The sequence below is a fragment of the Embleya scabrispora genome (genome assembly GCF_002024165.1).
Lineage (GTDB): Bacteria > Actinomycetota > Actinomycetes > Streptomycetales > Streptomycetaceae > Embleya > Embleya scabrispora_A.
Genome location: NZ_MWQN01000003.1, coordinates 492,074 through 517,672 on the forward strand (window position 1 = coordinate 492,074; position 25,599 = coordinate 517,672).

At 71.5% G+C, this 25,599-nt stretch carries 20 protein-coding genes and 2 pseudogenes; 9 read left to right on the forward strand and 13 right to left on the reverse strand.

Features of this window, described 5'->3' with window-relative positions; all coding sequences use genetic code 11:
* Positions 1-47 precede the first annotated feature (47 nt).
* Positions 48-251 (reverse strand): hypothetical protein, encoded by a 204-nt coding sequence (locus tag B4N89_RS37895; RefSeq protein WP_078981086.1) that lies wholly within the window; start codon positions 249-251, stop codon positions 48-50.
* A gap of 291 nt (positions 252-542) precedes the next feature.
* Between B4N89_RS37895 and B4N89_RS37900 the strand changes: the two genes are divergently transcribed.
* The 3 genes from B4N89_RS37900 to B4N89_RS37910 all read left to right on the forward strand — a co-directional run bounded on the left by B4N89_RS37900 (position 543) and on the right by B4N89_RS37910 (position 4,331).
* Positions 543-1,685 carry a protein-glutamine glutaminase family protein gene (locus tag B4N89_RS37900; protein WP_078981087.1) on the forward strand — a complete coding sequence of 381 codons (1,143 nt, stop codon included), beginning with the start codon at positions 543-545 and terminating at the stop codon, positions 1,683-1,685.
* Between the two features lie 64 nt (positions 1,686-1,749).
* Entirely contained in the window at positions 1,750-2,709 is a 960-nt protein-coding gene (locus B4N89_RS37905) for a LysR family transcriptional regulator (RefSeq protein ID WP_078981088.1), read from the forward strand.
* A 116-nt stretch (positions 2,710-2,825) separates the two neighbouring features.
* On the forward strand, positions 2,826-4,331 hold the full coding sequence (locus tag B4N89_RS37910) for a S1 family peptidase (RefSeq protein WP_078981089.1): 1,506 nt from the start codon (positions 2,826-2,828) through the stop codon (positions 4,329-4,331).
* Positions 4,332-4,475: 144 nt separating this feature from the next.
* Here B4N89_RS37910 and B4N89_RS37915 read toward each other — a convergent pair whose 3' ends face one another.
* Positions 4,476-5,120: a TetR/AcrR family transcriptional regulator gene (locus B4N89_RS37915; RefSeq protein WP_078981090.1), complete on the reverse strand. Its 645-nt coding sequence runs from the start codon at positions 5,118-5,120 to the stop codon at positions 4,476-4,478.
* 367 nt (positions 5,121-5,487) lie between these two features.
* Here B4N89_RS37915 and B4N89_RS52805 point away from each other — a divergent pair.
* A pseudogene (locus B4N89_RS52805) lies at positions 5,488-5,961 on the forward strand (MFS transporter); the annotation flags it as partial.
* Between the two features lie 95 nt (positions 5,962-6,056).
* Positions 6,057-6,785 carry an MFS transporter gene (locus tag B4N89_RS52810; RefSeq protein ID WP_268812571.1) on the forward strand — a complete coding sequence of 243 codons (729 nt, stop codon included), beginning with the start codon at positions 6,057-6,059 and terminating at the stop codon, positions 6,783-6,785.
* Positions 6,786-6,887: 102 nt separating this feature from the next.
* Here the strand turns inward: B4N89_RS52810 and B4N89_RS37930 are convergent, their stop codons facing one another.
* The 5 genes from B4N89_RS37930 to B4N89_RS37950 form a co-directional block, all read right to left on the reverse strand.
* Positions 6,888-9,983 carry an amidohydrolase family protein gene (locus tag B4N89_RS37930; protein ID WP_201261106.1) on the reverse strand — a complete coding sequence of 1,032 codons (3,096 nt, stop codon included), beginning with the start codon at positions 9,981-9,983 and terminating at the stop codon, positions 6,888-6,890.
* The gene (locus tag B4N89_RS37935) at positions 9,980-11,563 is read right to left on the reverse strand and encodes a PQQ-binding-like beta-propeller repeat protein (protein WP_201261107.1); all 1,584 of its coding nucleotides are present in this window, start codon (positions 11,561-11,563) and stop codon (positions 9,980-9,982) included. The genes B4N89_RS37930 and B4N89_RS37935 overlap by 4 nt, the downstream gene beginning before the upstream one ends.
* 168 nt (positions 11,564-11,731) lie before the next feature.
* Complete coding sequence (locus B4N89_RS37940; protein ID WP_078981094.1) at positions 11,732-12,529, reverse strand: thymidylate synthase; 798 nt, start codon at positions 12,527-12,529, stop codon at positions 11,732-11,734.
* 37 nt (positions 12,530-12,566) lie between these two features.
* The gene (locus B4N89_RS37945) at positions 12,567-13,427 is read right to left on the reverse strand and encodes a class I SAM-dependent methyltransferase (RefSeq protein ID WP_078981582.1); all 861 of its coding nucleotides are present in this window, start codon (positions 13,425-13,427) and stop codon (positions 12,567-12,569) included.
* 64 nt (positions 13,428-13,491) lie between these two features.
* Positions 13,492-14,457: an LLM class flavin-dependent oxidoreductase gene (locus tag B4N89_RS37950; protein WP_078981095.1), complete on the reverse strand. Its 966-nt coding sequence runs from the start codon at positions 14,455-14,457 to the stop codon at positions 13,492-13,494.
* A gap of 96 nt (positions 14,458-14,553) precedes the next feature.
* Between B4N89_RS37950 and B4N89_RS37955 the strand changes: the two genes are divergently transcribed.
* Positions 14,554-15,450, forward strand: coding sequence for a LysR family transcriptional regulator (locus tag B4N89_RS37955; protein WP_078981096.1), 897 nt, complete (start codon positions 14,554-14,556; stop codon positions 15,448-15,450).
* A gap of 290 nt (positions 15,451-15,740) precedes the next feature.
* Here the strand turns inward: B4N89_RS37955 and B4N89_RS37960 are convergent, their stop codons facing one another.
* Positions 15,741-16,175: a VOC family protein gene (locus tag B4N89_RS37960; protein WP_078981097.1), complete on the reverse strand. Its 435-nt coding sequence runs from the start codon at positions 16,173-16,175 to the stop codon at positions 15,741-15,743.
* A gap of 54 nt (positions 16,176-16,229) precedes the next feature.
* Positions 16,230-16,892, reverse strand: coding sequence for a CU044_5270 family protein (locus B4N89_RS37965; protein WP_268812588.1), 663 nt, complete (start codon positions 16,890-16,892; stop codon positions 16,230-16,232).
* 154 nt (positions 16,893-17,046) lie between these two features.
* Between B4N89_RS37965 and argG the strand changes: the two genes are divergently transcribed.
* On the forward strand, positions 17,047-18,495 hold the full coding sequence (argG, locus tag B4N89_RS37970; protein ID WP_078981099.1) for an argininosuccinate synthase: 1,449 nt from the start codon (positions 17,047-17,049) through the stop codon (positions 18,493-18,495).
* Between the two features lie 57 nt (positions 18,496-18,552).
* Here argG and B4N89_RS37975 read toward each other — a convergent pair.
* Together B4N89_RS37975 and B4N89_RS37980 are read right to left on the reverse strand one after the other, a co-directional pair.
* Positions 18,553-19,241: pseudogene (locus tag B4N89_RS37975) on the reverse strand (2-phosphosulfolactate phosphatase).
* Between the two features lie 74 nt (positions 19,242-19,315).
* The gene (locus B4N89_RS37980) at positions 19,316-20,497 is read right to left on the reverse strand and encodes a 4-hydroxybenzoate 3-monooxygenase (protein ID WP_078981100.1); all 1,182 of its coding nucleotides are present in this window, start codon (positions 20,495-20,497) and stop codon (positions 19,316-19,318) included.
* A 169-nt stretch (positions 20,498-20,666) separates the two neighbouring features.
* On the opposite strand from B4N89_RS37980, the gene B4N89_RS37985 reads away from it, so the two are divergent.
* On the forward strand, positions 20,667-21,221 hold the full coding sequence (locus tag B4N89_RS37985) for a TetR/AcrR family transcriptional regulator (protein ID WP_078981101.1): 555 nt from the start codon (positions 20,667-20,669) through the stop codon (positions 21,219-21,221).
* 513 nt (positions 21,222-21,734) lie between these two features.
* A complete protein-coding gene (locus tag B4N89_RS37990; RefSeq protein ID WP_161500957.1) occupies positions 21,735-22,514 on the forward strand; it encodes a hypothetical protein in 780 nt (259 codons plus the stop codon).
* Positions 22,515-22,661: 147 nt separating this feature from the next.
* Here the strand turns inward: B4N89_RS37990 and B4N89_RS37995 are convergent, their stop codons facing one another.
* Together B4N89_RS37995 and B4N89_RS38000 are read right to left on the reverse strand one after the other, a co-directional pair.
* Positions 22,662-22,910, reverse strand: coding sequence for a hypothetical protein (locus B4N89_RS37995; protein WP_143658229.1), 249 nt, complete (start codon positions 22,908-22,910; stop codon positions 22,662-22,664).
* Positions 22,911-23,390: 480 nt separating this feature from the next.
* Positions 23,391-25,535, reverse strand: a complete 2,145-nt coding sequence (locus B4N89_RS38000) for a PQQ-binding-like beta-propeller repeat protein (protein ID WP_078981104.1) — start codon at positions 25,533-25,535, stop codon at positions 23,391-23,393.
* Positions 25,536-25,599 lie beyond the last annotated feature (64 nt).

Below are 25,599 nucleotides of genomic sequence, written 5' to 3' on the forward strand. Positions count from 1 at the left end.
CCGGATCTCGGTCCGGCGCGCGGGTATGGCGGGGCGTGGGGCTCGGCTCAGTCGTCGTGCTTGAGGCCGGAGGGCTCCTGGGTCCGGGTGTATTCGGCGATCAGGCCGGGGGCCGCGGCGGCGATGAGGAGTCTGCCGTCGGCGACGACATTGACGCATGCGATCGGGTCGTAGTGGTGTTCGGGCAACCGCGACCGATGCTGCTCGGTGGGAAGTTCCGCGCGGCGCCCGAGAATCAAGGGAGTCGACATGGGGTGTCCTGTCTTCGCGTAACCGGAAGCGCGGGTGTGCGTTCCTTGGCTACCCGGTAACTCCGCTTCCATGCATGGAAGTTCCGGCTCCACACCACCGAAGGACAATCGCCGGGAAACCCGGCGGACGCACCATTGGAAAGTACCTCGCATGCACCCGGATCCGGCCATCCGTCATCGGACCGGGCCGATCCGAACACGGCCGAGCGGAATCGCGGTTTCCGAGTCGGCCGACATCTCGGTCGTTACGCTCGAGTCCCAAGAGTGGGCGGACTTCCGGGGGGATGATCCATGAAGCGCGAACGCGATCTGAAGAATCCGAGCAGTCAGGGTGTCACGGCGCCGACGGGCGAGCGGGGCCCGGACGACGACACCAAGCGTGCCCGAACCGACGCACACACCACGGATCCCGCGCCCGCGGCGGACTCACCGGCCGTGCAACCCGCACCGGACCCCACGCCGGCGCAACCCCAGCCCTTCCGCTTCACCAGGGCCCCGGGCTTTCTCCTCGCGCAACAGGCGGAGCAAAAGCGCGCCGAGGCCGAGGAGGAAAGGCGGCAGGGGCAACTCCGGGCCGAACAGGCCGGGGCGGAGGCCTCCACCAAGCCCGAACCTCGCACTCCCGCTCCCATGGCCGAACCGAAGAAGGACTCCTCGACACTGCCCGATGTGCGGTTCGCGGAACTGAGCCCGAAGGTGATCGCCCGCATGACGCCGGATCAGCTCTCCGAGGCCATCGAGGACCGTATGGAGAACTTCGGCGGATTGACCCCCGACACCCCTCTCCTGACCTTCCGTCAAACCGCGCTCGTACTCGGCGACGACCTGCCGCTGGCCAAAAGCACCATGTGCGTCGGTCAGGTGCACACCTGGCTCCACTCCCGAGCCGCCCTCGTCCCCGACGTGATCCCGCTGTGCGACGCGAAGGCGTCCACGCTCGCGGCACCCGCGACCCCGGCACCGACCCTCGCCGAACTGACCGCGGTGTGGCGCGCACTCACGGGCTCGCTGGTCGTCCCGCGAAGCGCGGCGCAGGACGGCTGCGAATTCCTCGCGCACGCCGTCTGCGAGTGGTTCGAGAACACCCACCCGGACTGGGCCAGGCTGCACCTGTGCAAACGCTGGGTGGTGGCGCCGAGCGGCGGCATGCACCCGCCCTACCACTGGAAGCACCACGTCGCGCCCCAAATCACCTGCGTGGAGGGCCCGTTCGTGATCGATCTGCTCCTGGGCGCGCAGGCCCCGATGGCTTGTACGGCGTGGGTGACGGCCGCCAAGGGCGCCTCGGCGCCCGCCGACACGTTCGAGGCGACCGCCCCGTGGGAACTGCTCGGCGCTCCCGCCTCCGCGACGGCCGGCTTCGTCCCCGAGACGTTGTCCCCGATCGGCGCGACCCTCCGCACGAGCATCGAAGCCTGCAAACGCGGTTGGTGACGACGGCGCGGCCGATCCGGCGACATCTTGTTCGCCGTCGCCGGTCGGCCGTACCTTGCCGGGCATGGACATGGAACTACGCCATCTGCGCACCATTCGGGCCATCGCGGATGCGGGCAGTCTGACCCGCGCGTCCGCCGTGCTGGGTCTGGCTCAGCCGGCACTGAGTACGCAACTCAAACGGATCGAAAAGGCTTTGGGCGGCGCGCTGTTCGAGCGCGGCCGCGAGGGGGTCACGTTGACTCCGCTCGGCGAACTGGTGCTGGACCGGGCCCGGATGTTGTTACCCGCCGCCCGGGAACTCCAGGAGGAGGCGGTACGGTTCGCCAATCGGGTGGGGGTGACACCCAGATTCCGCCTCGGCGGCACGCACGGACCGCTGTTCGGCGGTCTGGTCGACCGGCTCGCCGAGGAACATCGCGCCGACACGGTGACCACACACATGTCGTGGTCCAACCAGGAGTTGACCGCCATGGTGGCGACCGGGCGACTGGACTACGTACTGCTCGGCGCGTGCGGCGAGAGCCGCCCGGCGTACGGCGGTGGGCTGGCGTGGCGCGAGGTGGGCACGGATCCGGTCTTCCTGATGCTCGCGCTCGACCACCGGCTCGCCGGCGAACGGGAGGTGGATCTCGCCGCGTTCGCCGACGACAGGTGGGCCGCCGTGCCCGGCGAAGGGTGCTTCGAGGACTGCTTCTTCACCGCCTGCGCGCGGGCGGGCTTCACCCCACGGGCGGTCTACGAGACGGACGTGGCCGCGTGCGTGTATCTGAGCCAGGTCGGCCGCGCCGTCGGCCTGTGTCGGGCGACGATGCCGCCGATGCCGGGCATCGCCCGGGTGGCGCTGGCCGGCACCCCGCTCTCGTGGCGACACCTGATCGGCTGGCATCCGCACGCCCCCGCCGCGCGCACCGCGTCCCTGGTGACCGAACAGGCCCGCGCCGCACACGCGGCGGCGGTGCGCGAGGCCCCGGACTATGCCGACTGGCTCGCCGACCACGAGGGGTACGGAACGGCGAACTGACCCTCCCCACCGGCCCAACCTTTCCCCCATATCACCGTGTTAGGGGTCGACTGACAGGTACCTCGTCACCCCGGCTCGCAGATACGTTTCTGTCGTCCCCCTCGACAGGAGTCCCCATGCGTCTCAAGCATGTCGCGGCCACGTCCTGTGCCGCCCTGCTCACTGTCCTGTCCCTCGGCGGCACCGCAGTCGCCACCACCGACCCCACTCCCCCGTCCACCGGCGACGACGCCCTCGTCGTCCCCGTCGGGCCCGCCCCCGCCGCCCCCCAAGGCATCGTCGAGGCCCTCCAACGCGACCTCGGCCTCACCCCGGACGTCGCGAAATCCCGCCTGGCGAACGAATATCGGGCCGCCGTCCAAGAGCCGCTCCTGCGCCAACGTCTCGGCGCGCACTGGGCCGGAGCCTGGCTGAGCGGCGACACCGCGCAATTCGTGATCGCCACCACCGACCGACACGACGTACGGGCCATCGAGGCCAACGGCGCCACCGCGCGGGTGGTCCCGCACTCGCTCGCCGACCTCGATCGGGTCCGCGAGGCACTCGACCGCTCCGCACAGCGTCGGGCCCCTGCCGACACACCGCTGTGGTACGTCGACGTCGCGACCAACAAGGTCGTGATCCAGTCCCACAACCCCGCCCGCACCCGCGCGTTCGTCGCGGACAGCGGAGTCGAGGCCGCCGCGGTCGAGATCCTGCCCTCCGCCGTACAACCACGCGTGCTGGCCGATCTGCGCGGCGGTGACGCGTACAACATCAACGGCAACACCCGCTGCTCCATCGGATTCCCGATCACCCGCGGCACCCAGGGCGGCTTCGTCACCGCCGGACACTGCGGCCGGGCCGGTGCCACGACCACGGGCAACGGCGCGGCGCAGGGTACGTTCCAGGGATCGTCCTTCCCCGGCAACGACTACGCGTGGGTGGCCACGAACGCCAACTGGACCCCGCGCGCGCTGGTCAACCGCTATCCCGGCACGGTACCGGTGGCCGGGTCCACCCAATCACCGGCCGGGTCCTCGATCTGCCGCTCCGGCTCCACGACCGGTTGGCACTGCGGCACGATCCAACAGCACAACACGTCCGTGACCTACCCGCAGGGCACCGTCACCGGCCTCACCCGCACCAACGTCTGCGCCGAACCGGGCGACTCCGGTGGGTCGTTCATCTCCGGCAGCCAGGCCCAGGGCGTCACCTCGGGCGGATCCGGAAACTGCTCGTCCGGCGGCGAGACGTATCACCAGCCGGTCAACGAGATCCTGCAGACCTACGGTCTGACCCTGACCACGGGCGGCGGCAACCCGCCGACGGGCTGCGCCGGGGCGCAGAACACCTACTCCGGCACCCTCGCGTCGGGCGCCCAGGCCATTCAGCCCGACAACTCGTACTACGAGACCACCACGTCCGGCACGCACACCGGTTGCCTGACCGGACCGGCCGGCGCGGACTTCGACCTCACCCTCCAGAAGTGGAACGGCTCCACCTGGAACGCGGTGGCCGAAGGCACCACTCCGGAAGCGGACGAGACGATCTCCTACAACGGAACCGCCGGCCGCTACCGCTACATCGTGCTCGCCTACAGCGGCTCGGGCAGCTACACCCTGGGGGTGAGCAAGCCCTGACCCCGGTCCGACACCGCCGAGCGCACCCACGGCGGTTCGGCACCGCACGGGTACGGACGTCCCCCCGGACGTCCGTACCCGTTGCCGCGCGCGGAGGGCGGACACCCCGCATCGGCGGGCGTCACACCCTCGGCGGTCCGGCCGTTACCCGCCCTGCCCCGGCGCCGGGCCGTCGGGGTTGCGGACCAGCGGGAGAAGCACCTCGTCGACGACCTGTTCGATGAACGCGTCGTCGAGACCGTCCCCGCCCGTGAGGTTCTGGTACACGACGACCGCGATGCCGACCCGGGCGACCAGCGGGGTCGCCGCGCCCGGCCGCACCTCGCCGCGGGCCTCGCCGGCCCGGAGCACGTCGAGCATCATCCGTCGGGCCGGTACGGATACCCGGGCGCGGACCACGTCGTGGGTGGCGTCGGCCTCCGCCTTGGCCAATTGCAGCGCCGGATCGCCGGCCACCGTACAGGCGCTGAACATGAAACGCAGCACGGCCAGCAGGTCACGACGCAGGTCACCGACGATCTCGACGTCGTCGGCGTCCGGGAGCCGGTCGCGGAGGGCGTCGGACAGCAGCGCCTCCTTGTCCGGCCAGCGGCGGTACAGCGGCGCCTTGCCGGTCCCGGCCGCCGCCGCCACGCCGTCCATCGTCAAGCCCGCGTAGCCGACCTCCAGCAACTGGTCGAACACCGCCTGGAAGATGGCCTGTTCGAGCGCCCGGCCACGACGCCGCACGGGCGTGGCGGCGGGGCCGGGCGGCTCGTGGACACCCGAGCGGTCGGGAGCGGAGGCCAAGGCGGATCACCTCTCTCAAGTCGTGCACCGATTATCGCCGAAGGCTTGTAAGAGACCAAAGAGTCTCCTAATCTCGTCGTGTCACTAGAGACGCCAACGTCTCCAATACGGCGTTGCGCGCTCGTGCGCGCCGTCACACCACGCCCGCGCATCGGCATGCCATCGCTTGCCGTGTCCGCGCCCGCGACCACCACCACACTTCGGGGGATCCACCATGTCCACGCCCGCCACCGCGCCCACCGCCGGGCAACCGCCCCACGCATCCCCGCCGTCCCCGCCACGACCCGGGTTCGTACTGGCCGTCATCACCGGATTCATGCTGCTGATCGGCATCGACGTCACGGTGGTCAACCTCGCGCTCCCGCGCATGGGCGACGCGCTCGACATGTCGCGCACATCCGCCTCGTGGGTGCTCAACGCCTACACCCTGGCCTTCGGCGGCTCCCTGCTGCTCGCCGGACGACTCGGCGACGTGTTCGGCCGCAAACGCGCCTTCCTCACCGGCGCGACCGTGTTCACCGGCGCCTCCCTGCTCGCCGGCTGCGCCCCGTGGGCCTGGTGGCTGATCACCGCGCGCGTCCTCCAGGGCCTCGGCGGCGCGCTTGCGGGACCGAGCACCATGGCCCTGATCGTCAGCACGTTCGACGGCCATGCCCGCGCCCGGGCCATCTCCTGGTACTCCGCCGTCCTGGGCGGCGGCGCCTCCGTCGGGCTCGTTCTGGGCGGCGTGATCACCGATCTCGCCTCGTGGCGCTGGGTGTTCCTGATCAACGTGCCACTGGGCGCGCTGATGATCGGGCTCGCGGCACGGGTGATCACCGAACCCGCGCGGGCCCGGACCGATCGGCCACAACGGTTCGACGTCGCGGGCGCGCTGACCGCGACGGCCGGAATGGGCGCCCTGGTCTACGCGTTCATCCGCGCCGCCGCGCACGAGTGGCGGGACGCCCGCACGATCGGGTCGCTGATCGCCGCCGCCGTGTTGTTGATCGTGTTCGTGGGGTCGAGAGGCGGGCCGGCGAACCGCTCACCCCGCTGCGCCTGGCCACCCGTGGCACGCTGGCGCGCGTACTGCCCACGATCACGGCGGCGGCGGCCGCGATGTTCAGCGTGTTGTTCCTGCTGGCGCAGTACTTCCAGGACGTGCGCGGCTTCGGCCCGGTCCGGGCGGGCCTCGCCTTCCTGCCGCTGATGGTCGCCCAGTTCACCGTCGCGCGCCTGTCCCCGGCACTGGTTCGCCGAGTCGGGACCGCATGGCCCGCGGTGCTCGGATTGGCGCTGATGGCCTCGGGGTTGGCGTGGCTCGGGCGACTCGACGAACACGACACCTACGTCGGCGGTGTCCTGGGACCGCTGTTGGCGATCGGCATCGGGATCGGCGCGGCGATGCCGACGATGAGCACCTACGGAATGTCCGGCGTCGACCCGCGCGAGTCCGGGGCCGCGTCGGGTCTGCTCCAGACCATGCAGTGGATCGGCGGCACCCTCGGCCTCGCCGTGTGGGTGACGGTCTTCGGCGCCGCGACCCGCGACACGTCCTCGGACGCGAGCCCCGGACACGTACTGACGCACGGCATCGCGACGGCGTTCGCGGCGGCGGCCCTGTGCGCCGCCGCCGCGTTCGCCGCGGCACTCCCCCTGTTCCGCCGCCGGCTCCGGGACTGACACACGGCCCCCGGCGCCCGATGCGAAGCGAAAACCCGAACACGCCTTCCACGACGGCGGCTTCGGGCGCCGTGCCTTGATCGTCCGTCGGACGGCGGTGGATCACGGGCCGGTCGGTTCCGCGAAGGGGCGGATCAGGTCCTCGGGGGTGTGCGGTTCGCCGTTCTCGACCACCATACGCACGTCGGCCAGGGCGGCGATGTCGTGCGACGGGTCGCCTCCCGTGATCACCAGGTCGGCGAGTTTGCCCGGTTCGACGCTGCCCAGGTCGTCGGCCACGCCGAGCTGTTGCGCGGGCAGCAGGGTCGCGCTGCGCAGCGCCTGGAACGGGGTCATGCCGTACGTGACCATCGCCCGCAGGTTCAGGTGCAGCGCGACGGCGGCGGAGTCGAGCGGCGCGTCGGTGCCGGCAAGTACCGTGCCGCCGGCGGCGATCAGCCGCTTGGCCACGCCGACGTCGCGGCGCGCCTGCTCCGGTGTCCCGTCCAGGAATCCGCACGGTCCCCGACCGAGCGCGCACAACACCTTGGCATGCAGCGCCTGGCGCTCCTGCGCGGGGTACAGCGCCCGCACGCGCGGGCCCTGCTCGATGCCCGGGTCGTCGGCGAGCAGCGAACCGGAGCTGAACAGCGTGGAGCTGACCGGCATCCCACCGGCCGCCTCCAGCTTGAAGACGTCCTCGTAGGCGTTGCCGAGGGAGGATTCGCGGGCGAACCCGAACCCCCACTTGGACGGTGCGGCCAAGTGTTCCTTCATGTCGACGCCGATGCCGACGGCGGGATACAGGTAGTGCGAGGTGGTGGGGATGCCCGAGCGGTGTGCCTGCTCGGTGACCCTGGCCTGCCAGTCCACCCGGAACCGTTCGTAGGTCTTGACCAGGTCGTAGTCGAGCGCGCGCACCCGGTCCAGTTCCAGGGCGAGTTGCCGTTCGTCGCGCACCGGACGCGCGAACTCCCAGGTGAATCGGGAGCCTTCGAGCATCTCGCCGGTCGCGAAGAACCTCGGTCCGATCCGTGCGCCGGAGTCCAACGACTCGCGGTCCTCCAGCGCACGGTAGGCCGGATCGCCGGTCGAGCGGGTGGTGGTGATGCCGTAGGAGAGCAGCAGCCGGCCCTGGCGGTCGCCGAAGGACTTCGAGCGCATCTCCTGATGGTTGTGCATGTCGGTGAGTCCGGGGGTGACGGTGAGCGCGCTCGCGTCGACGAACTTCCAGCCCTTGCCGGGGCGATGCGCTCGATGGGGTTCGACGGCGCGGATCCGGTTGCCCACCACCACGATGTCGACGTCGGTGCGCACGTCCGGGCTGCGGCCGTCCCACAGCCGGCCGGCGTGGATCACCATGCGGGTGTCGGGCCGGTCGCGGGTGTAGGTGAGGTGTACGGGGATGTCACGGGTCCGCCGCCCGGCGTCGGCGGCATCGTCCGTGCCGGCGGTCCCGAAGTCCGGGGTCGTGGTGCGCAGTGTGCCGTTGTGCAGGTACAGCAACGTTCGCGAGTCGCCGCTCCAGGTCGGCGCGTCGCCGCCGTCCCGGGTGACACGGCGGGCCGGACCCGTGGGATTGCCCGCCGGGTCGACCGGCAACACGTGGATCGCGCCGTCCATGGTGAAGGCGAGTCGGCGCCCGTCCGGGGACCAGACCGGGCCGTCGTCGCCTCGGGTGGTGATCGAGCCGAGCGGGGCGGGGTCGACGATGCGGGTGGCGCCCGACGGGACGTCGGCGAGCATGATCCGGTTGCGTTCGGCGTCGTTGACGGTGAGCGCCAGGGTCCTGCCGTCCGCCGACCAGCTCGGGCGACCGGGCACGTTCGGGAGGGCGGGGGCGAGCACGGGGGTGACCGCGCCGGTGTTCGTATCCACGGTCAGGGTCCGGTAGACCTCGTCCTGGAAGGCCAGGGTGTGGCCGTCGGGGGACCAGGCGGGGGCGAACTCGGTGCCGGGCAGGCTGGTGACCCGGCTTTCCCGGCCGCCGACGAGGTCGAGTACGTACAGGTCCTCGGTGCCGGCCTTGTCGGACGCGTAGGCGATCCGGGTCCCGTCCCGCGACCAGGCCGGGTCGACCTCGTAGAACGCGTCCCGGGTCAGCCGTCGGGGCCGGCCGCCGATGGGCGACAACCACAGGTCGTTGAGCGCCTTGAACACCACCGAGCGGCCGTCGGGGGACAACGCCGGGCCGACGATGCCGCGCACGGTGCGCGGCGCGCGGGAGTCGAAGTCGTGCTTCTTGGGCGGGTAGTGGGGCCGCTTCAGTCGGAAGGTCGCGGAGAACGGCACGGTGCGGTCGGCCCCGGCGCCGTCGGCCGCGGTCCCGTCCGTCCCGACCCCGAGGCGCGAGACCACGAGCCGACCGTTGGCGCCGTACGCCAACTCGTCGGCGGACAACCACTGCGCCGGGAAGGGGAACACGTCGTCGTACCCGCCCACTCTGCGGATCGCGCCGGTCTCGATCTCGGCCACCGACAAGGTGCCGCCGGAGCGGTCGCAGCGCACGAACGCGATCCGGCGCCCGTCCGGGGACCAGGACGGCGCGGTGACGAACGACGCGCCGGCGGCCGGAACCACGGTGCGCACGGCCCCGGTCTCCGGGTCGACGCTCTCCACCGTGTTGCCCTGGACGTAGGCGATGGTGCGACCGTCCGGCGACCACGTGGGCTGGGTCTCCTGGGTCGGCGCGGTGGTGACCCGGCGCGGTTCGCCGCCGCGCGCGTCCACGGTCCAGATGTCCTGCCCGCCGGCGCGGTCGGACGCGAACACGATCCGGGTGCCGTCCGGGGACCACGCGGGATGCAGGTCGTCGTGGTCGCCGAAGGTGAGCTGCCGCGAGCCGCGGCCGTCGACCCCGACGATCCGGATGTGGAACATGCCGTCGGCGAAGGACTGCACCGCCACGCGCCGGCCGTCCGGCGACACCGCGGGCCGGAACGGGTCGAGCAGCTCGTCGGCGATCGGCGTGGCGGTGCCGCCCTCGCGGGGCAGCGAGAACAGTTGCCCCTGGAGATCGAGGACGAACGGACCGTTTCCGGGGGCGGCCGCCACGGCGAGATTGGTGCCCTCGGTGACCGTGACCTCGGTGGTGTCCACCGAGGGTTCGTCGGTACCCGACCTCCCGGCCGCCGCGGTGCTGCCGGCGATCAACACGACGGCCAGGGCGCACACCCGCGCCGCGCCGAGCAGGCGTCGACGCCGCACGGCGCGGCTCACAGCCCGAAGGCGAGCAACACGGTGCCGTGCTCGCTCGGATAGCCGGGGTAGTAACCGGACTGGACGTACAACATGCCGTCGGCGATCACCGCGCCGCCGTTGCCGGAGATCGCGCTGCCGAAACCGGTCGGGCCGTTGACCCCGGCGAATTCGCGAATGGTGTCGAAGGTCCACAGGACCTTGCCGTCACGGGCGTCGTAGATCCGCATCTTGCCGTCGTTGCTGCCCTCGTACACCAGTCCGTGGGTGCTGCTGACGGCCGGGGTATGCGCGAGCCGGCACACGTCGGGGAACTTCGCGGCGCCGCCCGTGGTGCAGCCGTCGGCCGGGTTGGGTGTTTGCCACCGCACGTCGCCGTTGGCCGGGTTCAGCGCGAACAGCGTGCCGGGATTGGCCTGATAGGTGGCCATGTACAGGGATTTGCCGTCGTAGCTGCTCCCCCACTGGAGTCCGGAGAGCCCGCCCCCGGGCATCGGCACGGACAGTTGCCGGCGCCACTTGACCTCGCCGGTGCGCGCGTCGAACGTGTGGTAGACACCGCTCTTCTGGCCGACGCCGACCATCGTGCGCCCCTTGACCTTGAACAGGTTCGGGGTCGCGCCGATGTCGAAGTCCAGTGCGGTGCCGTCCCGTTGCCCCGGGCAGTATCCGTCGTTGTCCGGGAAGCCGCACAGCAGCCGCCAGGTATCGGCCTTGGTCACCTGCTGCTTCCAACGCACCGCGCCCGAACGCGCGTCGAGCGCGAGCAGCGAGTCGAAGTCGCCGGTGGTGCCGGAGTAGAGCTGGCCGGTGCCGACGTACAGGGTGTCCGTACGCGGGTCGATGATCGGCGAACTCCACACCCCCGCGCCGGAGGGTTCGAAGCGGGTCGCCCCGCTGGGCCAGGTGCCGACCGCCTGGGGTTCGGGCACCGTGTAGTGGCGCCAGGCGAGTTGCCCGGTGTCCGCGTCGAAGGCGTCGATGTGGCCCCGGAAGGTGCAGCACGGATAGGTGCGGTCCGGGTTGATGTTCTCGCCGCTGGACGCGCCGACGTAGATGCGCCCGTTGTGGTACACGGGCGAACTGGTGTGCATTCCGGCCGCGTGCGGTTCGGTGTTCTCGGCCCAGGCGACCCGTCCGGTCTTCCGGTCCAGTGCGTACAGGAAGCCCCGGTTGTCGCCGAAGAAGACCTTGCCGCGCGCGACGGTGGGGCCGTCGATGACCACGCCGTTGGGGTCGACCGTATTCAGGTCGAAACTCCACTCGGTGGCACCGGACTTGGCGTTCAGGGCATGGAACTTCCCATCGGGGCTGCCGAAGTAGATCGAACCGTCGACCACCGCGGGCTGGCTCTTCGCCGGGAAACCGGTCTTGGAATAGGCGAACGCCCACTTCGGGATCAGCTTGCCCGCGGTGTGCGTATTGATCCGCCACTCCGCCGCGTTGTGCCGGGAACCGGTGCGATCCCCCTGCCAGGTCGGCCAGTCGCCCGGACGACCGTACGATTCCTCGGCGCCGTCGGCGGCCCCGGTGCCCGACACCAACAGCGCCACGACGGCGACCATCGCCGCGATGCGCCCTCTCCCCTTGAACACAGGCACGTCCACTCCCGTCCTGACGCACTGGCGAGTTCCGAGTCGCCTGCAGGTTTCCGTCATCCGACACCGGGTGAACCATGCCGAAAGGGAGCCGGGATCCGCGCTATGTCGCGGCGCGGCGTCCCCGGCCCGGGCCGCGTCGGGCCGGGGCGGCGGACGCCGCCGCGGGGGTCAGATCGCGACCGGGGCCTTGATGGCCGGGTGGTGGAGGTAGTCGACTACCTCCACGTCGGCGTAGGTGTAGTCGAAGAGCGAGTCGGCTCGACGCAGGCGCAGGGTGGGGAACTCGAACGGGGTGCGGGAGAGCTGCTCGGTCACCTGCTCGACGTGGTTGTCGTAGATGTGGCAGTCGCCGCCGGTCCAGATGAAGTCGCCCGGTTCGAGGCCGACCTGCTGCGCCACCATGTGGGTGAGCAGGGCGTAGCTCGCGATGTTGAACGGGACGCCGAGGAACAGGTCCGCGCTGCGCTGGTACAGCTGGCAGGAGAGCCTGCCGTCGGCCACGTGGAACTGGAAGAAGGCGTGGCACGGCGCGAGCGCCATGTTCGCCAGCTCACCGACGTTCCAGGCGGAGACGATCATCCGGCGGGAGTCCGGGTCCCGGCGCAGGGTGTCGAGAACGTCGGCGATCTGGTCGATGTGCCGGCCGTCCGGGGTGGGCCAGCTGCGCCACTGGACGCCGTAGACCGGTCCGAGGTCGCCGTTCGCATCGGCCCATTCGTCCCAGATGGTGACGCCGTGCTCTCGGAGCCAGCCCACGTTCGAGTCGCCGCGCAGGAACCACAGGAGTTCGTACACGATCGACTTGAGGTGCACCTTCTTGGTCGTGACCAGCGGGAATCCCCGCGAGAGGTCGTAGCGCAGCTGGTGCCCGAAGACACTTCGGGTACCGGTGCCGGTCCGGTCGGCCTTGGCCGTCCCGGAGTCGAGTACCAGGCGCAACAGGTCTTCGTACTGGGTGTCTGACACAGCCGTCGAGTCTAGAGGTCGTCCGCGCGGCGCGATGTCAGGGGCGGCGGGCGGTGACGAGCCAGGCGTGGGAGTCGAAGTACACGCCGGTGCCGGTGTCGTGGGCGGCCAGGGTGGCGCGTAGGCGGGTGCGGGCCTGCGCCGCGGTGGTGGGGTCGAGGCCGGCGAGGCGGTCGTCGAACTCCTTCAGGCGGCGGACGGCCTCGAAGGCGGTGGCGCTGTCGGGGCCGTAGTAGACGGGTTCGTGCACGTCGGTGAAGGTGACGTCGGTGAAGCCCGCGGCCGTCAGGATACGTTCGGTGACGGTGGGGTCGGCGAGGGAGAAGGCGTCCGGGCCGCCGGTGGGCGGGGTGGGGTCGGTGGGTGCGCGCGTCGCGTCGGAAAGGGTTCGGCGGATGGCGGTGGCCCATTCGTTGCGGTCGCGGTCCTGCCAGACCAGCAGTACCAGGCGGGCGGCCGGGCGCAGGGCGCGGCCGATGTTGGTGAAGGCGGCGACCGGGTCGGCGAAGAACATGGTGCCGAATCTGCTGATGCAGGTGTCGAAGTGGGTCGAGGGGAAGCGGTGGGTCTGGGCGTCGGCCTGTTCGTAGGCGACGTTGTTCAGTCCCTGGTCGTGGCTGAGCCGACGGGCCCGGTCGAGCATGCGGGCGCAGACGTCGACGCCCAGCGCGCTGCCCGCGACGGCGACGCGGGCGGCCTCGCGTGTGGTCTGGCCCGTGCCGCAGCCGATGTCGAGGACGCGGTCGCGCGGGCCGATGCGGGCGGCGGCGCGGAGGTGGTCGTTGTGCGGGCGCAGCTCGGCGTCGTAGTCGAACAGGTCGGCGTCTTCGATCGGGTGCTCGTCGGCGGGCGGCCGGGTGTCGGGCGCTGCCTGGGTACGGCGGTTCTTGTCGGGCATGGTGGTCACCGGCTTCTGTCGCTACGGGTGTCGATGTGTTCGTCGGCATGTGCGGGGCGGGGCCTCAGAGCCGTATCGGGCCGTCGTGGAGTACGCCTCGCACCTGGTCAACCGACACGGTGTCCGGCGCGAACTCCGCCAGCCACCACGTGGCGCCCGCTTCGGCGTAGGGCGTCGGGTCGGTGCCGGGCGGGAGGGCCACGGCGATGTCGTACGGGGTCGTGCTCGGCGGCCGAAGATCGGTGAGGGTGTCGACGATGGCGGCGAGCCGGTCCGGGTGGTCGAGATTGATCGGGAAGAAGCCGTCGTGCCGGGCGGCGCGGCGCAGCGGTTTGGCGTTGCCGGGGAATCCCGCCGCCCACACCGGCACGCCGGGCCGCTGCACCGGTCGGGGCAGGAAGGTCATGTCGTCGACGGTGTGGTGGCGGCCGTGGTGCCGCACCGGTTCGCCGGACCATGCGGCGGTGAGGATCTCCAGCGACTCGTCGAGCATGCGCCCGCGCCGCACGGGGTCGGTTTCGTCGCCGGTGGCGCGCAGTTCGTCGGCGAAGCGGTCACTGCCGAGACCGACGCCGAGGGTGAGGCGGCCGCCGCTGAGCCGGTCCAGGGTCGCGGTTTCCCTGGCCACCTTGGTCGGCCGGCGGCGGGCGAGCGGGGTGACCATGGGGCCGAGCCGAAGCGTGTCGGTGGCGCCGGCGATCGCGGCCAGTGTGATCCACGGGTCGGCCACGTCGCGGATCGGCGACCGCCAGCTCAGGTGGTCCCAGACGAACAGGCCGTGCCAACCGGCCTCCTCGGCGTCGGCGGCCAGGCGGGCGACCGCCGCGGGTTCGGCCAGCTCGTCGAACAGCGGCAACCACAGCGCCGAACGCAGCCCGGGCGCGGCCGGCCGGCCGAGATGCGCGGGGGCGGGGGCGGTCGGGCCGGCGGAGTCGGCGGGGTCCGCGCGGGCCTCGGCCTGCGACTCGGCGTCGGGGGTCTCGTCCGGCTTGTCGTCGGGGGTGCTCCGAGGGATGTCGTGATCGCTCATGAGTGCCACGCTAGACCGAGGATTCCATCGCAAAAAGCGATGGTTTTCGATCGACTCGATCGCGCCGTTCGATGCTCCACGTTTAGGGTGAGACCCATGCGGGACACGGAGCTGCGGCATCTCGCCGCGATGGCGGCCGTCGCCGACGAGGGCTCGTTCGGGCGGGCGGCCGTGCGGCTCGGATACACCCAGTCGACGGTGAGTCAGCAGATCGCGGCCCTGGAGAAGGCCGTCGGCGGCGCCGTGTTCGACCGGCCCGGCGGCCCGAAGGCGGTGCGGCTCACCCCGCTGGGCGCGGTGGTCCTGGAACACGCACGCGCACTGCTCGCGCAGGCCCGGGCGATGACGGCCGCCGTGGACCGCTTCAAGGCCGGCGACGGCCGGGTCGACATCGGCACCTTCCAGAGCGTGTCCAACGTGATCCTGCCGCCGATCGTGCGCACGCTCCGCGACGAGCACCCCGGCTGCGACATCAGACTGTTCGAGGAGGAGGCCGACACGCCGCAACTGCGCGACCTCGACCTGATGTTCTTCGACGGCCGCGGCGACGGCGACGTCGAACACCTCAAACTGCTCGACGATCCCTATGTACTCGTGGCCCGCCGCGGCACCTTTCCCGACGGCCCGGTACGCCCGGCCCATCTCGACGGCGCACCGATGGTGGCGCACCCGCCGATCTGCGACCAGGCCCGGATGGAACGGGAACTCGCCCGTCGCGGGGTCCGGCCGCACATCGTCTTCCGCACGGCGGGCAACGAAAGCGTGCTGTCGATGGTGCGCGCCGGCATGGGCTCGGCGATCCTCCCGCGACTCGTCGTGCACGGCGGCGACGTCCGCGCCGACGACATGCTGTGCCTGCACGAACTGCGGCCCGAACTCCCCGCCCGCGAGATCTTCCTGCTCTGGCAGGCCGGCCGCACCCACTCCCCCCTCGCGACACGGGCCATCGAGATCGCCGTGCACGTCGCCGAGACGATCACCCGATCCGCGTAATCGCACCCCCCGCCCCGCACCCGCCGCCCGCGGGCCGGGCAGGTTGTCGACGCCGGGGCGACGCCGCGCGCCCAAGCCGCCAACGCCCCGAACCCGCGCCACCGACGGCTCCCGCCCCGACAGCGGCGACAGGCCGCAGCCCCGGGCGAGTTCACCACAGCCGTGCCGCCGCGCCGCCGTCGGCGACGGGCGGTTCGTCCACCGACAGGCCGGGACGGGCCCGGCGCAGCCCGGCGCCAGGTGCCGGACCGCCCCGGCCGCGCCCGGCGAGCCCTCCGCCTCGGTCGAGCTCAGTCGATACAGAACTCGTTGCCCTCGATGTCCCGCATCCCGATGCACGACTCGTTGAAGCCGTCGGCGAGCAGGACCCGCTCGCACACCGCGCCGAGCGCCTCCAGTCGCGCCCGTTCGGCCTGGAGCGCGGCAAGGCGCTCCTCACCCACGAGCCCGGTGCCGACCCGCACGTCGAGGTGCACCCGGTTCTTGACGACCTTGCCTTCGGGAACCCGCTGGAAGTACATGCGCGGTCCCTCGCCCGTGGGGTCCATGCAGGCGAACCCCGCCCCCTGGCGCTCGGGCGGCAACGAGCGCGTGAAGTCGTCCCAGGTGTCGAACCCCTTCGGCGGCGGCGGTACGACGTATCCCAACACCTCGCACCAGAACCGGGCGACGCGCTCGGGGTCCGCGCAGTCGAAGGTGACTTGGAACTTCTTGATCGATGCCATCGCTCCACCGTAGCGGCGGATACCGGATACCGGCCCTGGGGGCCGCCGCCGCGGCTACGGCCGGACGCCCGGCCCGTCCACGACCGCGGTTTCCAAGACCGCCGAGGTGGCGAGCACCTGTCCCGCCTCGATGCTGTCGGTCGCCTTCGTCGCGACCCTGCGCGAACCGATGAACCGCAAGGTGTCCTTGTCGAAGATGAGTTCGTCCCGGACACCGGGGTTGTAGGAGTCGTAGCGCACGATGGTGACACCGTGGCGGTCGGCGGCGTCGACCACGTCCGGTACGACGAGCACACCCGGGATCCGGGCGGCAGCCCGATAGAGCGCGGCCCCCACCTTCGGTGGCATCAGGGATTCGTCGAGCAGTTCGCTCACCAGAACGAAGTCGTCCTGATCCGGGTTGCGGTCGTCGGCGTTGTCGTCCGCCTGGGCGCGCAGCCAGCGGTACATGGCGTCGGGGTCGGTGGGCAGGGTGGAAAGATGCCGATAGTTGGTGCTGCGGTTGTAGCCGAGTTCGCCGGGGCGCGCGTCCGCCTCGATCGGCTCCTCGTCGGCGCGACGCGGTCGGCCGGGCTCTCGGGCCAGGCCCGGACGGGCCCCGTCCACCGCCTTCCACGCCTCGCGCATGTGCAGGGGGGAGAGGGTGGTGGGTACCCCCTCTCCGACCGTCGCGCCGCGAAGGCTTCGTCGTCCCCGTCGCGAATGCGCGACCGCAATTTCGTCGTCATGCCCTTGGTCCTGTCCGGAGCCACACGGCGGTTCCTGTGACCGGCATCACCCACGACGCGCCGTCCCGCGCACGACGGACGGCCGGCGGCGATCGACACGCCACCGAATTGCATAGTCATGCGGAATCCTGTATATCTTTCCCATGTCCAAGGTTCTCACCTCCCTGCCCACCGGCGAACGCGTCGGTATCGCCTTCTCCGGCGGCCTCGACACGTCCGTCGCCGTCGCGTGGATGCGCGACAAGGGTGCCGTCCCGTGCACCTACACCGCCGATATCGGCCAGTACGACGAGCCCGACATCGCCTCGGTGCCCGGCCGCGCGCGGACCTACGGCGCGGAGATCGCCCGCCTGGTCGACTGCCGGGCGGCGCTGGTCGAGGAGGGCCTGGCCGCACTCGCGTGCGGCGCGTTCCACATCCGCTCCGGCGGGCGCGCCTACTTCAACACCACCCCGCTCGGCCGCGCCGTCACCGGCACCCTGCTGGTGCGGGCGATGCTGGAGGACGACGTCCAGATCTGGGGCGACGGGTCGACGTTCAAGGGCAACGACATCGAGCGGTTCTACCGCTACGGGCTGCTCGCGAACCCGCACCTGCGCATCTACAAGCCGTGGCTCGACGCCGACTTCGTCACCGAACTGGGCGGCCGCAAGGAGATGTCGGAGTGGCTGGTGGCCCACGGGCTGCCCTACCGCGACAGCGCCGAGAAGGCCTACTCGACGGATGCCAACATCTGGGGCGCCACCCACGAGGCCAAGACGCTCGAGCACCTCGACACCGGCGTCGAGACCGTCGAGCCGATCATGGGCGTGCGGTTCTGGGACCCGACCGTGGAGATCGCCCCCGAAGACGTCACCATCGGGTTCGACCAGGGCCGCCCCGTCAGCATCAACGGCAAGCGGTTCGCCTCCGCCGTCGACCTGGTGACCGAGGCCAACGCCACCGGCGGCCGGCACGGCCTGGGCATGTCGGACCAGATCGAGAACCGGATCATCGAGGCGAAGAGCCGCGGCATCTACGAGGCGCCCGGCATGGCGCTGCTGCACATCGCGTACGAGCGCCTCGTCAACGCCATCCACAACGAGGACACCCTCGCGCACTACCAGTTCGAGGGCCGCCGGCTGGGCCGACTGATGTACGAGGGCCGGTGGTTGGACCCGCAGGCGCTGATGATCCGCGAGGCGCTGCAGCGCTGGGTCGGCTCCGCGGTGACGGGCGAGGTGACCCTGCGGCTGCGGCGCGGCGAAGACTACTCGATCCTCGACACCACCGGCCCCGCGTTCAGCTACCACCCGGACAAGCTGTCGATGGAGCGCACCGAAGACTCGGCGTTCGGCCCGGTGGACCGGATCGGCCAACTCACCATGCGCAACCTCGACATCGCCGACTCGCGCGCCAAGCTCGAGCAGTACGCCGGCCTGGGCATCGTCGGCACCACCCACCCCGCGCTCATCGGCGCCCTCCAGGCCCCGCCGACCGCCCTGATCGAAGACATGCCGGAAGGCGGCGCCGAAGCCATCGCCTCCCGCGGCGAGGTGTCCGACGACGACCAACTCCTCGACCGCGCAGCAATGGAACTCGGCACGGACTGATCCCCACCGCCACCGTGGGCCCGCCTCGATCAGGGGCGGGCCCATGCGGCGCGTGACCTACGACGACCGGTCTCCCATCGCATGGGGACGCAGCACCATGAGCGAGTCCTCCAAGGCCGCCACCATGGCGAAGGGGAATCGGTCGAGTTCGAGACACAGTGCGACGTCATCGGGGTGAACTCCGCGACGCAGCCCCTCCGTCAACTCGGCGGCAGCGCGCGACGCACCGGCACGGCGGAGAAACCCGCCGGCATCCGGATCGGCCCCGACGGCCCTCCGAGCGATGTATTGGGCACACGCCACATCCTCATCGGCCCGCCCGTCCTCACCGGTGACCACGAACGTGACACCGTCGCCCCCGCGCGCCCGCAGGAGCCGGGCCGTGGCCTCCGCGACCACAAAGCTCGCGCACAGCACCAACGACGCGTTCTTGACCGCCAGGGCACCGACCGTCCCGGCCGTCGTCTTCTGCACAACGGTCCGCCCGCCGAGGTCGACCGACCGCAGCAGCCCCGGCGAGTTGGGGAAGTCGAACCCGGGCGCGGCCGGGCCATCCTTGATCGCCACCCAATCCGGATGCCGCGCCTTGAGCGCCAGAGCCTCGGCCGGCGACTCCGCGAGAACGATGCGATCCGCCCCCGAGCAAAGACCCAGCCGGCCACGGTGAAGGCACGCATGACGTCGACCACGACCGCCACGGACGGGACTCCACCCAGATCACCGATGCCGAGAAACCGAACGTCCATCCGAGCATCTTCGCGCACCCCCACGCGAAACCCCGGCCCTTTTCGACACGCCCCGAACAACACTCGCGCAGGGCTCAGTTCAGGCCGGTGAGGAATTCGCCGAAGAGGCGGTTGGCGGCTTCCGAGGTGTACAGGCGCTCGAATTCGGCGCGGGCCAGGTGGCGGCGGAAGTGGCCTCGATAGGAGACGTCCCCCGCGTCGTGCATGAGGTCGGTGAACCAGGCGGCGAATGCCTGGTAGTTCCAGACGTGCTTCAAGCAGGTGTCGGAGTATGCCTTCAGCAGGCTCTCGTCCTGTTCCTCGACCTGCTTCAGGACGGCTGCGGCGAATACGTCGGCGTCGTGCAGGGCCAGGTTCATGCCCTTGGCGCTCATGGGCGGCACGATGTGCGCGGCGTCGCCGAGGAGGTACAGGCGGCCGTGGCTCATCGGGTCGTGGACCACGCTGCGCAACGGCACCAGCGTCTTGCTCGCGATGCGTCCCCTCACGGTGACCGGTTCGCCGAAGCGCGCCTCGATCTCCTCCCAGACGCGGTCGTCCGTCCACTCCTCGACGGAGGCGTCCAGGGGGCACTGGAGGTAGAAGCGGCTCGCCTGCGGACCGCGGGCGAACCGGCCGGCGAATCCCCGGTCGTGGATCACCATCAGGGACTGGTGGTTGGCGGGGGTGTCGGCCAGGACGGTCAGCCAGGCGTACCCGTACTCGTGGCAGTGGCGGGTCAGTTCCTCCTCGGGGATGCTCGCCCGGCTGACGCCGCGGTCTCCGTCGCAACCGGCGATGAAGTCGCAGGTGATGGTGCGGGTCGCACCCGCGTTGTCGCGGTAGCGCACGCGCGGCCGGGGCCCGGTGATGTTCTCGAGTTCCACATCCGCGGCTTCGAAGCGGAGGTCGCCGCCGTCGCCGACGAACACGTCGACGAGGTTGCGCACGAGCACCTGCTGTGGGCAGAAGCGTCCGTCGCCGTGGTCGTCGGTCACGTACTCGAGGGGCCGCGTCTCGCCGTCGATGCGGAAGTTCAGCACCGGCTCGAAGGGGACGCCGCCGACGACCCGGTCCGCCAGACCCCATTCGCGGAACATGCGCACCGCCCGGGAGTCGATGACCCCCGCACGTTGGCGCTGCTCCACGTACTCGCGGCTGTGCCGCTCCAGCACGACGCAGTCGATCCCGCCGCGCAGGAGAAAGTTGCCGAGGGCAAGGCCGGCGACACCCGAGCCCACGATCACGACGGTGGTGTTCTCGTCCGTTACGGACATGGATTGGTGCTCCTTGGTTCCGTGTGGCTGCCGGCGAGCGTGGTGACGGTCGCCGGAGACGGCCCGCCGCGCGCACGTTTGGCGCGTGGGGGCGTGACGACATACGCTTAAGCGAAGTCCTCACTACGGATCATACGTAGTGCACACTACGTTTGCAAAGGGGTCCGGTATGCGCCGCGATGGAGCCGCCAACAGGGAGAAGGTCCTGCAGGCCGCCGAGCACGTGTTCGCCGAGCAGGGAGCCGCCGCCGCCACCGACGAGGTCGCCCGGCGGGCCGGGGTCAGCATCGCCACCGTGTTCCGGAACTTCGCCACCAAGCAGGACCTGATCGAGGCCACCGCGGTGCGCTACCTGGAAAAGCTGACCGCCGAGGCGCTGCGGCTCGCCGACAGCCAGGACCCGGGCAAGGCGTTCGCTTCCCTGATGAGGACCCTCGCGGCGGCCGGCCCGGTGAAGATGACCCTGATGGATCTGCTGCCTCCGCACGACGACGACGGAACGGGCCTGTCCCGACCCGTCACCGAGGCGGCCGACGCGTTCCGCGCGGCGCTCGACGGCGCGCTCCGCCGCGCCCAGGCCGTCGGCGCCGCACGCCCCGGGGTCACCGGAGACGACGTCTCCCTCCTCCTGCGCGCCCTCGCCCACGCCGCGGACCTCGGCGAAGAGGAGGCCTTCGACCGAGCCGTCGGCATCGTCCTCGACGGCCTCGGCGTACCGCGCTGACACCCGGCACCCGTCGCTCGAGGGATGCGGTGGCGACGAAGAGCATCGATATCGCACGGGAGTTCGAGGTGACGGACCGTGCGTCTGAACGGTCGCCGGTGCGGGTACACGCCGTTGCCCGGTACCGGGACGTGTCCGGTACGGGCGTGTTCCGCCGGTTCCATGTTCAGGGAGAGTTTTGTGATGTTTCCATTCGATCCCGAGTCACCGACACCGACACCGACGCATCACGAACCTGCCGCGCCCACCCGGCGTTTCGGGACGTGGCCCACCCCGCCCGGCGCCCCCGCCGCACCGCCGCGACCGGCCGAACCCCCGTCCCGCCCGGAGGCTCGTCCGGAGAATCGCCCCCCGGAGGCGCACCCGGAGGATCCCGCACCCGCGTGGCCCGCCTCCGCCTCCGCGCCGGCCCCGCCCCCAGCCCCGTCCCCGGCCCCGACTCCGGCTCCGGCTCCGGCTCCGGCCGCAGAACACCCGGGGCCGCCCGTCGCGCACCCCGCACCGAGCGTCCCGATGGAGGAACCGTCCGGCTACCCGCAGGGGGCCTACAACGACCCCGCGGACAAACTGCTGCGCATCGCGGCAACGCACCGGTCGATCCCGGACCTCGCCCGGATGATCACGATCCTGGAGGACGGTTCGGGAACGGCCGCCGACGACGCGTTGCGGGAAGCGGCGATGACGCGGCCGGTGAGCGATCTGGTACTGCTGACGGATCTGTTGCGCAACCCCACCTACGCCACGCACGACGGTCGGCCCGCCACGGAGTCCGACCCGCGCGCACCGGAAGGCACCGCCGCGAGTGCACCCGAATCCGCGCCGAAGCCCTCGTCCGCCGCCGGCGGGGCGGGCCTGCGGTGGGTCATGGCGGTGGGCCTGGCGGTATCCGGGGTGGCGTTGGGCAGCGCGATCCCCGCGACCTACCGCACGCCTCCGTACACGGCCGGATGGTTGGCGACGGTGGCCCTGACCTGTCTGTTCCTGGCCGGACTGACCTCCGTACGCGCCGGCCGGGGCGCGCGTCTGGCCGCCCTGGCGGCGGGATGCGCCACCATCGCCACAGCCGTCGTACCCCAAGTGACTTCCGGGCGGCACGCCGCCGCGTGGCTCGACACGTCGGGTCTGATCGCCTTGGGCGCCGGCTCGATCACCACCCTGTGCGCGGCGGCGTTCCTGGCACGACCGGGCGACAAGCCGAACGCCCGGCAGCCCAAGCCCCCGGTCGCCTTCGAGCCGTGGGAGGACACGATGCTGGAGAACCGCCCTCCGAGGACCACCCGCATGCTCGGTTGACCCCGGAGACCACCATCCGGGTCACCCGACATCACGATGCCCGTCACGGCCGGTTCGAGTCCGGTCGTGACGGGCATCCGCGTTCACTCCGCCGGTCGGCCGCAACGACGCCCCGTCTCGGTCTTCGGCCGGAGGCTCACCGACGCGTCAGCGACGTTCGGGATCCGTGACGGGGCGCTTGGTCTCCACGGTGCGGCCGGGGTCCCGCAACAGATCGGCCAGCAGTACCAGATCGCTCACCGGCCGCGTCATCGCCGCTTCGCGCAACGCGTCGTCGGCGGCGGCCTCCGAGTAGTCCCGCAGGATCGCGACCATCCGGGCGACATCGGGAACCGACCGATGGGTCGCCACCAGTCGCAACAGCCGCTCCGCCGCATCCGCCGGAGGCCCCTGCATGGGTTGGTCGAACGGATCTTCGACCGCGGCGCCGGGCGCCCCCACCGCCGGCCCCCGGGTCTCCGGCGTGGGCCGCCCGGGCGTCGGGGCAGGCTGCCACGGAGTCGGATCCCGCCTCGGCCGGTTGGCCCGCGAGGTGTTTCGCGGGGGCAGTGCGGGCGGCACGGGCGGCGGCGCCCATGTCTCGAAGTGCGCGGCGGCCGCGGCGGCTTCGTGATGGGCCGGTGTCGGGGTCGGTGATTCAGGGTCGGATGCGAACGTCACGACTTCCTCCCTACAGGTGAAAAAACGGCCGGACCGCGCCCGCACCGGACCGGACTCGCCCCCGGCGGCCGGTCGGCGGCGTGTACCCGTATCGACAACCACTCAGTCGTACCGGAGCCACCGCGTTGACCGCGAGGCCCGCTCGCGAAACCGGAATCCGACACGACGGTCCGATGCTCGAACCCGGCGCCCGTCCCACCAGGCGCGATCGCGGTGTCAGGTCGGGCCCGCTCCGGTGGTGGTGTCGATGGCGTATACGTTCCCGTCGCCGCTGCCGATGTACGCCACCCCGCCGACCACCGCCGCCGAGGACCTGACCTCGCCACCGGTCGAATAGGTCCATTTCCGGTTCGAGGTGGCCGCGTCCAGGGCGTACACGTTCTTGTCCCGGCTGCCGAAGTAGATCACTCCGCCGACCACCTCGGGAGACGAGTCGATCTTGTCGCCGGTGGGATACGACCACTTCTTGGCACCGGTCGCCGCGTCGACGGCGTACAGGTTCTTGTCGTCGCTGCCGACGTACACCACCCCGCCGGCCACCGCGGGGGACGAGTCGACCTTGCCACCGGTGCGGTACGACCACTTCTTGGCGCCGGTCGCCGCGTCGATGGCGTACACGTTCTTGTCCTCGCTGCCGACGTAGACCACCCCGCCGGCCACCCTGGGCGGTGCGTTGACGGCGCCGGCGGCGGGGAAGGCCCACTTCTTGACTCCGCCGGCGGCGTCGATGGCGTACAGGTTCTGGTCGTTGCTGCCGACGTACACCACGCCGTCGGCCACCGCGGGCCAGGTGTAGACGTGGCCCATGGGGTACGACCACTTCATGGTCCCGGTGTCCGCGTTCAGGGCGTAGACGTGCTGGTCCTCGCTGCCGATGTAGACGATCCCGTCGGCCACCGCGGGCGACGAGGCGACCTTGCCCTCGGTGGGGAACCGCCACTTCACCAGACCAGTGGCCACGTCCAGGGCGTAGAGGTTCTCGTCCGTGCTGCCGACGTACACCAGCCCTCGGGCCACCGCGGGTGACGAGGTGATCCCGCCGCCGGTGGGGAAGGCCCACTTCTTCGCCCCGGTGGCCACCTCGAGGGCGTACAGGCGGTTGTCCAGGCTCCCGACGTACACCACCCCGTCGGCGACGGCGGGCGACGAGTGGACCCAGCCGCCGGTGGTGAAGCGCCAGGTGCGAGCGGAGCCGGGAGTACCGCCGCCGGCGGGAGTGGAGGCGGCCGGCTTCGACGGGTCGTCGCGGTCGTCGAGCAGGACGGCGGTGGTGATGCCGCCGGCGGTCACCGCCGCGCCTGCGGCCGGCCACAGGAACCGACGGCGTCCGACGGCCGGCGCCGGGGACGCCACTCCGCCGCCGTCGGGCATCCCCCGGCCCACGGCGGGCCGGCCCGGGTCGGCGACGGGTACGGCGCGGGTGGGCTCACCGGCCGCGCCGTCCCCGATCGCGGGCCGCGCCGCCGGGCCGGGTCCCGGGGGCACCGCACCCCCACCACCGTGCGCGTGCCATGGTCCCGGCGCCGGCGGCACCGGCGGCATCTGCGCAGGGGCGATGGCGGCCCGCAGGCGCTCGCCGACCTCCTCGGCCGACGCGGGCCGCTCGGCGGGATTCTTGGCGAGCAGATCGAGCACGAGCCGGTCGAGCGCGGCCGGGATGCCGGGGCGCTGTTCGCCGGGGCGGGCGGGGGGCTTGAGCAGGTGCGCGTTCATCATGCCGACCGGGCCGGTGGCCTCGAACGGCACGTTTCCGGTGAGCAGTTCGTAGAGCACGCAGCCGAGGGAGTACAGGTCGGAGCGGGCGTCGCCGGGGTGTTCGTCGAACCGCTCGGGAGACATGTAGGCGAGGGTGCCCATGACCTTGCCGGAGTGGTTCGTCGTCTCCATGAACCGGGCGATCCCGAAGTCCAGGACCTTGATCCGCCCCTCGTCCGTGCGCATGAGGTTCGCCGGTTTCAGGTCGCGATGGACGATCCCCGCCGCGTGCGCCCGGCCCAGCGCCGCCGTGGCCTGCCCCGTCCAGTCGACCGCGACGGCGACCGGCGGTACACCGTCCTCGCGCAACACCGCGGCCGGATCCCGGCCCTGGACGAACTCCATCACCATGAACAGCGCGTCGTCCGCCGCGTCGTGCCCGACGTCGAACACCGTGACCACGCCCGGATGGTCGAGCGCTCCCGCGGTGCGGACCTCACGCAGGAACAGCGTCGTCGCGGACGCGTCGCCGCCGCCGTGCGGGAGCAGCTTGACGGCGACCCGCCGGCCGATCCTGCGGTCCCGGCCCTCCCACACCTCCCCCATCCCGCCCCGGCCCACGAACCGCACCAGCTCGTACCGCTCGTCCAGAACCCGCGCCACCACCCGGCCCCACCTCCCCCGTCGTCGCGAACCGGCCTCGCCCGATCACCCGGGCGGCCGCCGACGC